The 12,642-nt window shown below is 53.0% G+C and carries 5 protein-coding genes and 2 pseudogenes; 3 read left to right on the top strand and 4 right to left on the bottom strand.

The genetic code is table 11. The features are described 5' to 3' along the window. Positions 1-90: 90 nt before the first annotated feature. A pseudogene (locus JCM12308_RS04700) lies at positions 91-1,285 on the top strand (Gfo/Idh/MocA family protein). Positions 1,286-1,328: 43 nt separating this feature from the next. Here JCM12308_RS04700 and JCM12308_RS04705 read toward each other — a convergent pair. The 4 genes from JCM12308_RS04705 to JCM12308_RS04720 form a co-directional block, all read right to left on the bottom strand. Next, complete coding sequence (locus JCM12308_RS04705) at positions 1,329-2,774, bottom strand: uracil-xanthine permease family protein (protein ID WP_054782991.1); 1,446 nt, start codon at positions 2,772-2,774, stop codon at positions 1,329-1,331. 30 nt (positions 2,775-2,804) lie between these two features. After that, positions 2,805-3,308 carry an ureidoglycolate lyase gene (locus JCM12308_RS04710; protein ID WP_054782992.1) on the bottom strand — a complete coding sequence of 168 codons (504 nt, stop codon included), beginning with the start codon at positions 3,306-3,308 and terminating at the stop codon, positions 2,805-2,807. Between the two features lie 6 nt (positions 3,309-3,314). Further along, positions 3,315-4,148, bottom strand: coding sequence for a bifunctional allantoicase/(S)-ureidoglycine aminohydrolase (locus tag JCM12308_RS04715; RefSeq protein ID WP_054783079.1), 834 nt, complete (start codon positions 4,146-4,148; stop codon positions 3,315-3,317). Between the two features lie 366 nt (positions 4,149-4,514). After that, a complete protein-coding gene (locus tag JCM12308_RS04720; RefSeq protein WP_054782993.1) occupies positions 4,515-5,456 on the bottom strand; it encodes a LysR family transcriptional regulator in 942 nt (313 codons plus the stop codon). Positions 5,457-5,690: 234 nt separating this feature from the next. On the opposite strand from JCM12308_RS04720, the pseudogene JCM12308_RS32945 reads away from it, so the two are divergent. Continuing rightward, a pseudogene (locus tag JCM12308_RS32945) lies at positions 5,691-8,482 on the top strand (nitrate/nitrite transporter). Positions 8,483-8,507: 25 nt separating this feature from the next. Further along, positions 8,508-12,257, top strand: a complete 3,750-nt coding sequence (locus JCM12308_RS04735; protein WP_054782994.1) for a nitrate reductase subunit alpha — start codon at positions 8,508-8,510, stop codon at positions 12,255-12,257. Positions 12,258-12,642: the final 385 nt, after the last annotated feature.

A 12,642-nucleotide genomic window follows, 5' to 3' on the forward strand; every position in this document is an offset into this window, starting at 1 on the left:
GAAGATCACACACCTAATGATCCTACAGGCTCTGGTAGTGTTGAGGCGCTATTGGATGTTTGAGAGCTTAGGAAATGTGGAGAATGCATAATGACCGTTGAAGCAGCTGAATCACAACAAGTTTTAGATGCTCCAAAGAAACTGGGGCGTCGGCTGCGTCTGGGTATGATTGGTGGCGGTCAGGGCGCATTTATCGGTGCTGTCCACCGCATAGCTGCACGGTTGGATGACCGCTATGAGCTGGTTGCCGGCGCATTGTCTTCAGATCCTGAGCGGGCCAAAGCTTCGGCAGAAGAGCTCTTTATTGCACCAGACCGTGCTTACACCTCTTTCGAAGAAATGGCAGCAAAGGAGCCACTTCGGGATGATCCAGTGGATGTGGTGGCGATTGTTACGCCAAACCACATGCATTATCCGGCTGCCTGCGCAATGTTGGAAGCTGGCATTCATGTGATCTGCGATAAGCCGATGACCACCACAAGTGAAGAGAGTGAAAAGCTCGTGCAGCTGGTTGAAGAAACTGGCAAGCTCTTCTTGCTTACACATAACTATACCGGGTACCAATGGTGCGGCAGGCGAAAGCCATGGTGGAAGCAGGTGAGCTTGGCAAAATTCGTCTGGTGCAGGTGGAGTATCCGCAGGATTGGCTGACTGAGCCGATCGAGCAGTCTGGTCAAAAGCAAGCCAGTTGGCGGACAGATCCAAAACGCTCTGGGGCAGGCGGATGTATTGGCGATATCGGCACGCACGCTACAATCTTGCGTCTTTTGTCTCCGGGATGAAAGCTTCTGAAGTATTGGCTGAACTCACCAGCTTCGTTGAAGGTAGAGTGCTGGATGATGATGTCCAGATGCTGCTGCGCTACGAGAATGGCGCAAAGGGAATGCTTTGGGCCTCTCAGGTAGCTCCGGGAAATGAGAACGGCCTGAGACTGCGTATTTATGGTGAAAAAGGTGGTCTTGAATGGGTTCAAGCGGATCCAAACCATCTGGCCTACTCACCCTATGGTCAATCAAGCTATCGCATCACTCGCGGTGGGCCAGATGCTACTGATGCAGCCAACTCTGTCTCGCGTATTCCAGGAGGTCACCCGGAAGGATACCTGGAAGCTTTCGCAACACTTTACAATGAGTTTGCAGATGTATTGAGTGCGCGGATTTTAGGACAACCTGAACCAGACTGCAGCAAGCAACTACCAACTGTTGCAGATGGCCTTGATGGATTGAAGTTCATCGAAACCGCCGTGAAAAGCTCTCAAAATGGCGGTTCCTGGCAAAAGCTTTAGAAACAACGCCCCTCGCCACCTGCAAGCGGCGAGGGGCATTTCTTTAGGCTTGGGAGCCAGCTGGTTTCATTGGGGCGTCATCTTGCGATGCCATGCCACCTGAGACTTCTTCTGTTGCCTCAGCTGAAAGCTCCTCTGGCAGAACAAGGTTCAGCACAATCGCGATGAGTGCTGCAGGAAGCAAACCGCTGGTCATCAAAATGCGCAGCGTGTCTGGAAGATACTGAACAGCTTTGGGATCCAGCTGCAATCCAAGTCCGATGGAAAGCGAGATTGCAAAGATCACCATGTTCCGTCGGTTCCAGTTTACGTCAGACAGCATCGAGACACCTGCCGCAACCACCATGCCGAACATGACGATCACACCGCCGCCAAGCACCTCAATCGGAATGGTACGGATGATTGCGCCAACTTTTGGCACCAGCCCGCATAGGATCAGGAAGAGTGCCCCGATCGTCACAACATGACGGCTCATAACACCAGTCATCGCGATCAGGCCAACGTTCTGACTGAAGGACGTGTTGGGCAAACCACCAAAAACGCCGGCAATCGCAGTGCCAAAGCCATCAGCATAAGTCGCGCCCTGGATTTCTTTGTCAGTCGCTTCACGGCCTGCACCGCCTTTGGTGATGCCGGAAACGTCGCCAACAGTTTCAACGGCACTAACAAACGCCATAAGGCAGAAGCCGATGATTGCAGCAAGGCTGAAGTCGAAGCCGTAAATAAATGGCATTGGCAAAGCAAAAGAAGCGGACCGGCTCACACTTGCGGCGACACCGTCCACGGTTACCATGCCCACCATCATCGCATAAAGATATCCGGCAAGAATGCCGATCACGACGGCTGAGACAGCGAGTATCCCACGGGCATAGAACTTGAGGCTGAGTGTCACAAGAATGACGATCAGCGCAGCAGACCAGTTGAGCATGCTGCCATACTCAGGCTTGCTGATTGCAGGCACACCGCCAGCCGCATATTGAATACCCACTTTCACCAGTGCCAGACCAATCATGGTCACCACAAGGCCAGTCACAAGCGGTGGCAATGCAAAACGAATGCGGCCAATGAACATGCCGAGAAATGCATGAAATAACCCGCCAATCAGAACACCACCAAACAGTGCGGGCAGCGCCTCAACACCTTTGCCAGCCACAAGCGGGATCATAATTGGGATGAAAGCAAAGCTGGTGCCTTGCACGATTGGTAGCCGAGCACCAACGGCGCCCATTCCGATGGTTTGAAAGAGTGTGGCGATCCCTGCGAAGAGCATGGACATCTGGATCATGTAGGTCATGTCCGGAAAGCCCTGTGCCCCCGCATCAGAGCCAAATCCAAAACCGGCAGCACCTGCAATGATGATAGCTGGCGTGACGTTTGAAACAAACATGGCAAGCACATGCTGAATGCCAAGCGGAACCGCCCTGTGTAAGGCAGGCGTATAGTTGGGATCACGCAGTTGTTCTGGTGTCCCGATGGAATTGCTGGTCATTTAGTCCCCTCCTACTAATGACGCACAGTGTTATTCCGTTATCAGGTAGGCCTCCTTCAGCCAGTGTTCTTCTAGGTTGTTACCGTCCCCAATCCGGTCGACTACGGCGAACAATCCTGAACCTTTGATGGGGGTCAGGACGCCGTGCCATGTATTGCGTTTGATATTGATGGATTGGGTCGCACTCGCCAACAACGCGCGCGGGGTTGAAGGCCGTCCACCTTCATCCTCTGCAACGATGACGAGATATTCTGATTGCGCCATGGGAATGAAGCACTGCGATCCCAAGGGATGCCGCTCCAGCATGGTCAGTGTGTGAGGCAAGCTGCGTAGCTCAGCCTGAAACAGGCTCACACCCGCGCGTCCGCCAATAAACTCAACGCCCGCCAGATCAGTAAAGCGCTCACATCTGCCCTCATTGATCATAATGGGCGATGTCATACCAACCTCAATCAGCTCGCCAAACGGAGCAAAGGTCTCAGCGGTGAGCTTCTCAATCCTGATAGTGCGCTCTGTGGTGACCTGATCACTCATGGCTGATCACCTCTGAAACGAGCCAAGAGGAGCATGGCGGTTCACGTCTTTGTAAAGCAGATAGCGGAAACGCCCCGGACCGCCAGCATAACAAGCTTGCGGACAGAAGGCGCGCAACCACATGAAGTCACCGGCCTCTACCTCAACCCAGTCATTGTTGAGCCTATAAACAGCCTTACCTTCCAAAACATACAGGCCGTGCTCCATCACGTGGGTCTCTGCAAACGGGATACAGCCGCCGGGTTCAAAGTTGACGATGTTCACGTGCATATCGTGACGCATGTCATTCGGGTCAACAAACCGGGTGGTGGTCCAGGCACCGTTGGTATCCGGCATCGGGGCGACCACAGCGTTCTTCTCGTGAGTGAACAGCGCATCAGGTCTCGGAATGCCCTCAACCGCCTCATAACGTTTACGAACCCAATGAAACACAGCAGGCATTGAGCCGTTATTGCAAACTTCATAGTCTGCTCCAGCGGGCAGATAGGCATAACCACCCTCTGACAGCGTAAACGGCTCATTGCCGAGAGTGATTGTGATCTCACCCTGAACAACAAACATAACCCCTTGCGCCTCTGGATCTGGCTCAGGCTTGAGGGAACCTCCATCCGGTTGAACTTCCATGATGTACTGAGAAAAGGTCTCTGCAAAGCCAGAGAGCGGGCGGGCTATGATCCAGGCGCGTGTCTTTTCCCAGAAAGGCAGATTGGATGTCACGATATCGCGCATGACGCCTTTGGGAATGACAGCATACGCATTGGTGAACACTGCCCGGTCCGTCATAACTTGCGTTTGTGGTGGCAAACCACCTGAGGGAGCATAGAATGACGAAGGCGACATACCTTCAGATGGCGCATCAAAGACGCGAGGGGGCAGTGTTTGGGTACTCATAGTTTATGTTTGTTCCTTCTACGACGCTCCTGCACCGAAGAGGCGAGAGAGCGAAGCAACCCGAATTGATTTGAATTCCTTGCCAGGGGGAGGTGCTCTCGTCGGATTAGGGACCGACGTAGCAATGTTTGAGACACTGGGCATACGTGCTGGCATAAACCGTGTCCTGAAAGCTCATCAGCTGGCAGGCCCACCAAACTCCTCCCAACTATAAGTTTAGCCTAATAAATGAATCGCATTATCAAATAAATTTTGAAAGTGTTTCGCGATTACCTAGAAAAAACAAAGGCCTAAAGCTGCTCTGAAGGTGTGATCTTATCCGTTTTGCATATGAGCAGCGTATTGAGAACTCTTGTCTTTTAGGTATGCCTTCAACCGTGCACTCACAAATTTGAGAAACAGCCGGATCTTAGGATCTTGATAGCGCCGATGTGGGAACAGGCATGCTAGATGCACATTGGAAGGAGGAGTAACTGTACAGATGGCAACAAGATCACCGCTGAGCAAATGGTCCACCACATCAAACAGTGGTGCGTTGATGATGCCATGATGCTCCAGTGCCCAGTTTACGAGTACATCGCCATCATCAGAAGTGAACGGCCCCCCCACCGCAAAGCTCTGTTTGCCTTCTGAAGTTTGTAAGACCCAGCGGTTTTCAGAGGAACCGGGGAACTGAAGAAGCAAACAGTCGTGCTTGCCATGCTGTAAGTCTGCTCCTTGTTTCGGCTCTCCACGACGGTCCAGATAAGCTGGTGAAGCACACAACACACGCGGGCAATCCAGCAGGTTTTTCAGCCGCATTTCAGAGTTTGGCAACTGTCCCAGAATGAATGCCAGATCCAGCCCTTCTCCGGTGATGTTGAGTGGGCGATCAGATAACCTGAGACGCACGTGGATCTCTGGGTAGGTCTCATGAAATTCAGGAATAAGCGGTGCGATCAAACGTCGCCCTATGCCCAGTGGTGCGGAAATGAAGATCGAGCCGCGGGGGGTGTTTGTCACCTCATGGACAGCAGCTTCTGCCTCTTCCATCGCCTCCAGCATCTTGCGGGCGCCAGGGTAAAAAATGCTACCTTGCTCAGTGGGTTGGATCGTACGAGTAGTGCGGTTGAACAAGCGAATGCCAAGGTGCTTCTCAAGCTCTCCAATGCGTGAGGAAGCCACTGCTGGAGACACATGCATATCCCGCGCCGCAGCAGACATGCTGCCAAGCTCAAACACACGCACGAACATCCTGACATTGTTGATGTAAGACATTGCTTTATCTTCGAAATCCCCGCCTCAAACAGAAACATATCAGCATCCCAGTGTTCTGGATAGGCGTTTTTCGTCGTAGGTAGGGTGGAAATAAAACATAGTTTTACTCCAAGTTGTATTTCAATTTTACTCGTTTAGTCTTGTTCTTTCTAGGTGTTACTCTACTTTTGAGTGCTAATGCTCCTGAGATTCTATGTGGATTGTCTTACCTGCTAGAATTCAGGAACAAATACTATGCATTCACTTGAGGGTGTTACTCGCTCAGATCAATACAGAGCATTGGGGCTCAGTACCTTTGCTTTTACTGTCTGCTTTGCAGTTTGGACTATTTTCTCCATCATCGGCGTACGGATTAAAGGCGAGCTTGGCCTGTCTGATACGCAGTTCGGCCTGCTGGTCGCGACCCCGGTACTTACCGGTTCTGTCAGCCGCATTTTCCTAGGTGTCTGGACAGAACAGTTCGGCGGTCGAATTATGTTCCCGCTGCAGATGCTCATCACAGCTGTCTGTGTCTGGCTGCTCACCTCAGTACAAACCTATGAAGTCTTTCTTCTCGCCGCTTTGGGCCTCGGATTGGCCGGCGGCTCTTTTATTATCGGCGTCGCCTACGTCTCGCAGTGGTTTGAAAAAGAGAAACAAGGCACCGCTCTTGGCATCTTCGGTGCTGGTAACGTCGGTGCTGCCGTTACCAACTTTGTGGCTCCCTTTCTCGTTGTCGCTGTTGGGTGGGAAGGCACCGCCCGTGTCTACGCCATTGTTTTGGCGATCACGGCAGTCCTTTTCTATCTGATCAGTAAGGATGACCCTGCACAGCAAGAACGAAAGAAAGCAGGCAAGCAAGCCGTCTCCACAGCAGAGCAACTCGCACCGCTCAAGAACCTGCAAGTCTGGCGCTTTGCGACCTATTACTTCTTTGTATTCGGTGCCTTCGTGGCACTCGCGTCATTCTTGCCGCGATATTACACCGGCGCTTATGGGCTGGAACTGACAACGGCTGGCGTGTTCGCTGGCCTTTATTCATTGCCTGGGTCTGTTTTCCGAGCGCTAGGCGGTTGGATGTCTGACAAGTGGGGCGCTCGCTTTGTCATGTACCTCACCTTCATTGTCTCGCTCATCTGCCTGTTCCTGCTCAGCTATCCGGAAACCTCTTATGTCGTCAGCGGTATCGAAGGCCCGATTGAGTTCACCTTCGGCCTCGGTGTCGGAGCATTTGTTTCTGTAACCGTTGTGTTGGGCTTCGTCATGAGCCTTGGCAAAGCGGCAGTCTACAAACACATCCCGGTTTACTACCCGTATCACGTCGGTGCGGTGGGTGGACTTGTTGGCATGATTGGCGGACTTGGTGGGTTCTTCCTCCAATCGCCTTTGGCATTCTGCTGGATTGGACTGGCGTTTGGACAGCCCCCTTCATGCTTCTCTTCATCATCGTCGCCGTCTCAACCGTGTGGATGCATGTCGCCATCCGCAGAATGGAGCGCAAACGTTACCCAGAATTACAAGAGGAAACCGATCTTTCTGATCTTCCTGAAGAGCCTGTCGAAGGCCCTGACGGACCAGCAGGTGCAGACAAATACCCATAACCAGCGAAGCCTTTTCTGGACACCGGTCTAAGGAGGGCATGTAGCCAAAAGGAATAAATGTATGTCTGATGATAAAACCCAAGCAGGGCACACACTCATTGATTGGAGGCCGGACGAACCGGATTTTTGGGAGACTAAAGGTAAGGCGATTGCCTCACGGAACCTTTGGATTTCAATTCCAGCTTTGCTGCTGGCGTTCTCTGTGTGGCTGGTATGGAGTGTTGTTGTTGCAAGACTTCCTGCGATTGGGTTTGATTACACAACAGACGAGCTTTTCCTGCTGGCAGCGTTGCCAGGCCTTTCCGGTGCAACGCTCAGGATCTTCTATTCCTTCATGGTGCCGATCTTCGGTGGCCGCCTCTGGACAACACTGACCACGGCCTCGCTCCTCCTGCCAGCTTTAGGCATCGGCTACGCGGTTCAGGATCCTGAAACCCCCTATGCCATCTTCCTGCTTTTGGCTCTGCTATGTGGTTTTGGTGGCGGCAACTTCGCATCTTCCATGGCCAACATCGCTTTCTTCTATCCGAAGAAAGAGAAGGGCAATGCACTCGCACTTAATGCTGGCCTCGGAAACCTTGGCGTGTCCGTCATGCAGTTTGTTGTGCCGCTTGTCATTACAGCAGGCGTTTTCGGCGCGATTGGCGGAGCTCCCCAAGTCCTTGAAGATGGATCGCAACTCTGGATTCAGAATGCTGGCTTTATTTGGGTTCCTTTCCTCGTTCTGGCGACGCTGGCAGCATGGTTCGGCATGAACGATATCGCCGATGCAAAAGCGAGCTTTAAAGAGCAATCCATCATCTTCTCCAGAGCGCATAACTGGATTATGTGCATCCTCTACACGGGTACATTCGGTAGCTTCATCGGTTACTCCGCTGGCTTCCCGCTACTGATGAAAACCCAGTTCCCTGAGGTGAATGCGCTCTCCTATGCGTTCCTCGGACCGCTTGTTGGCGCGTTGTCCCGTGCAGGCACTGGTTGGGTTTCAGATAAGTATGGCGGTGGCCGTGTAACCTTCTGGACCTTCCTCTTTATGGCTGTGGCCGTTGGCGGTGTCCTGTTCTTCCTGTCGATCAAAACAGAACCGGTGCCTTCTGGGGCTTCTTTGCCTGCTTCATGGCGCTGTTCTTCCTGACTGGTGTAGGCAACGCTTCCACCTTCCAGATGATCCCAACCATCATGCGTCAACAGGTCGGCCTCTTGATGCCAGAGTTGGATGCAACAGCTCACCTGCGTCAGTCAGAGCGTGAAAGCGCAGCAATCATCGCGTTCACCTCTGCCATCGCAGCTTATGGTGCCTTCTTCATCCCCAAAGCCTACGGCACATCCATCGCCTACACCGGTGGTCCGGATGCTGCGCTTTGGGCCTTCGGCATCTTCTACGTGATCTGTCTGGTGATCACTTGGTTCTTCTACACCCGCAAGGGTGCATCCGTTCCGTGCTAAGCAAATAAAGTGAAGGGCATTTCTGATGTCTCTACTCCTCGATAAACTGAACTTTTTCGCAAAACAGGACACTGGTACCTTTGCAAACGGGCACGGTGTTACGACGAACGAGAACAGAAACTGGGAAGACAGCTATCGAAAGCGATGGCAGTACGACAAGATCGTACGTTCAACCCATGGCGTGAACTGTACTGGGTCCTGCTCCTGGAAGATCTACGTGAAGGGCGGGATCATCACATGGGAAACCCAGCAAACGGATTACCCGCGTACCCGTCCAGATCTGCCGAACCATGAGCCGCGCGGTTGCTCTCGTGGTGCCAGTTATAGCTGGTACATCTACTCCGCAAACCGCGTAAAACACCCGCTCATTCGCTCCCGCCTTATCAAGCTGTGGCGGAAAGAGCGTACGGTGAAATCACCTGTGGCAGCATGGACTGCCATTCAGGAAGACCCGGCAAAACGCTCCGACTACATGAAGGTGCGCGGACACGGCGGTTTCGTGCGGGCCACATGGGAAGAGGTCAACGAAATCATCGCAGCAGCAAATGCTTACACCGCGAAGAAATGGGGCCCGGACCGTGTTGTTGGTTTCTCGCCAATTCCGGCCATGTCCATGATCTCCTACGCAGCTGGAACACGCTACCTGTCCTTGCTTGGCGGCACTTGCATGTCGTTCTACGACTGGTACTGCGACCTGCCACCAGCCTCACCGCAGACATGGGGTGAGCAAACGGATGTGCCAGAATCCGCGGACTGGTACAACGCTGGTTTCCTGATGTTGTGGGGCTCCAACGTTCCGCAGACCCGCACACCAGATGCGCACTTCTACACCGAGGTTCGCTACAAGGGCACCAAGTCAGTTGTGGTCTCTCCAGACTACTCAGAGGCTGCCAAGTTCTCTGACCTCTGGCTCCATCCCAAGCAAGGCACAGATGCCGCGCTGGCGATGGCCATGGGCCACGTCATTTTGCGGGAATATCATTTAGACAGGCAGGCGGATTACTTCGAAGAGTACTGCCGCAAATATTCCGATATGCCGCTGCTGGTTCGCCTCGTTAAAAAAGACGGCAATTACATCCCGGAACGCCTCATCAGAGCCTCAGAATTTGCTGATAAGCTGGGCGAAGAAAACAATCCGGAATGGAAGACTGTTGCTATCGATCGCAAATCGAAGAAGGTTGTGGTCCCTCATGGCTCCATCGGCTTCCGCTGGGGTGAAAAAGGTAAGTGGAATCTGGAAGAAAAAGACGGTGCAGGCAAAGACACAGATCTTGCCATGTCCTTCATCGACAAAGCCGATCACGATGAGATCGCCGAAGTCGCTTTCCCATACTTCGGCAATCTCGAACACGATCACTTTGAAGGCACCAACCATGACAGTGTTATGGTCCGCAAGGTTCCCGTCAAAAAGCTCAAACTGACAGAAGGCGAAACACTCGTTGCCTCTGTATTTGATTTGTTCGTAGCAAACTACGGTTTGGACCGCGGTCTGGATGATCCAAACTCCGCCAAATCCTATGATGAAGAGCTGCCTTACACACCTGCATGGGCAGAGAAGATCACCGGTGTTCCTAAAGATCACATCATCACGACCGCCCGCGAGTTTGCGACCAATGCGGAGAAGACCAACGGACGCTCGATGGTCATCCTCGGTGCTGGTTTGAACCACTGGTATCACATGGACATGAATTACCGCGGCATCATCAATCTGCTGGTGATGTGCGGCTGTGTTGGTCAATCCGGTGGTGGCTGGAGCCACTATGTGGGGCAGGAAAAACTCCGCCCACAAACCGGCTGGACAGCCCTCGCATTTGCCTTGGACTGGGCACGCCCACCACGGCATATGAACTCTACCTCCTTCTTCTACGCGCACACAGACCAATGGCGCTACGAAACACTGAAGGTGGATGAGATTATCTCCCCAACCGCTCCTGAAGGAGATTGGAACGCATCGCTGATCGACTACAACATCCGTGCAGAACGGATGGGCTGGTTGCCATCCGCGCCTCAGCTACAAACTAACTCACTCCAGGTCGCCAAAGACGCAGAAGCGAGCGGGAAAGACGCAAAAGACTACGTTGCTCAGGAACTCAAATCAGGTAGCCTGAAACTGTCCTGTGAAGATCCGGATAACGAAGCCAACTGGCCACGTAACCTGTTCGTCTGGCGCTCCAATCTGCTGGGTTCCTCCGGTAAAGGCCATGAATACTTCCTCCGTCACCTGCTTGGCACCGAACATGGTGTGCTGGGCAAAGATCTGGGAGAAGAAGGCCGTCAGCGTGCCAAGGAAGCTGTCTGGCACGACAATGCACCAGAAGGAAAGCTAGACCTGCTGGTCACGCTGGACTTCCGTATGTCCACCACAGCGGTCTACTCCGATATCGTGCTGCCAACAGCAACATGGTACGAGAAAAACGACCTCAATACCTCAGACATGCACCCCTTCATCCACCCACTTTCCAGCGCAGCTGATCCTGCTTGGGAAGCGCGCAGCGACTGGGAAATCTTCAAGGGCATTGCCAAGTCATTCTCTGAGGTCTCTCAGGAAGTGCTCGGCAAGGAAAAGGACGTCGTCCTTGTCCCGATCCTGCATGATACCGCAGGCGAGATTGCTCAGCCATTTGATGTAGAGGACTGGAAGAAAGGCGATATCGAGCCGCAACCGGGCAAGACAATGCCAAACGTTGTGGTGATTGAGCGCGACTATCCAAATGTCTACAAGCGCTTCACAGCCCTTGGCCCGTTGATGGACAAGCTCGGCAATGGTGGTAAAGGCATCAGCTGGAATACCGAGCACGAAGTTGAACTCCTCAAGGGCCTCAATGGTGAGGTTCTGGAAGACGGCCCAACCAAGGGCTTCGCGAAGATTGAGACAGACATCGATGCAACAGAGGTTGTCCTGTCTCTCGCTCCGGAAACCAACGGTGAAGTGGCCGTGAAAGCTTGGGCTGCGCTCTCCGAGTTCACCGGTAGAGACCACACTCATCTGGCCTTGCCGAAGGAAGAAGAGAAGATCCGCTTCCGTGATATCGTGGCCCAACCACGCAAAATCATCTCCTCACCAACATGGTCTGGCCTGGAATCCGAACATGTCTGCTACAACGCAGGCTATACCAACGTGCATGAGCTGATCCCATGGCGCACCATCTCCGGTCGCCAGCAGCTCTATCAAGATCACCTTTGGATGCGTGCGTTCGGTGAAGGCTTCTGCGTGTACAGGCCGCCGATAGACACCAAAGGCATCAAGCCTGTCATCGACGACAAGTCACTGGGCAGAAAGCAACTGGTGCTTAACTTCATCACTCCGCACCAGAAGTGGGGCATTCACTCCACCTACACCGACAACCTGTTGATGCTCACGCTCAACCGCGGCGGACCTGTGGTCTGGATCTCTGAAGTTGATGCGCAGAAAGCTGATATTGAGGACAATGACTGGGTTGAAGTCTTCAACATCAATGGTGCGCTCGTCGCCCGTGCGGTGGTCTCCCAGCGCATGAAGGAAGGCACGATCTACATGTATCACGCTCAGGAAAAGATCGTGAATACACCAGGATCAGAGCTCACCGGACAGCGCGGCGGCATCCATAACTCGGTCACCAGAGCGGTGACCAAGCCAACTCATATGATTGGCGGATACGCGCAACAATCCTACGGCTTCAACTACTATGGAACGGTTGGCTCCAACCGCGATGAGTTCGTTGTGGTTCACAAACTGGAAGAAGTGAACTGGATGGAAGAACCACTGGATGACAGTGGTCAGGAGGCAGCAGAATGAAAGTCCGCGCACAAGTCGGAATGGTGCTGAATCTGGATAAATGCATCGGCTGCCACACCTGTTCAGTGACCTGTAAAAACGTTTGGACCAACCGTGAAGGTGTCGAGTACGCTTGGTTCAACAACGTGGAAACCAAACCCGGTATTGGTTACCCCAAAGACTGGGAGAACCAGAAACGCTGGAACGGCGGCTGGGTTCGCAAACGCAACGGTAAAATCCAACCCAAGATGGGTGCCAAATGGCGCATTCTGGCGAAGATCTTTGCCAACCCGGATCTACCGGAAATCGATGATTATTACGAGCCGTTTGATTATGATTACGAGCACCTGCAGGGTGCTCCTGAAAGTGCTCAGTTCCCAACGGCGCGGCCTAAGTCCGCGATCAC

Source organism: Pseudovibrio denitrificans JCM 12308 (assembly GCF_001310815.1).
Lineage (GTDB): Bacteria > Pseudomonadota > Alphaproteobacteria > Rhizobiales > Stappiaceae > Pseudovibrio > Pseudovibrio denitrificans.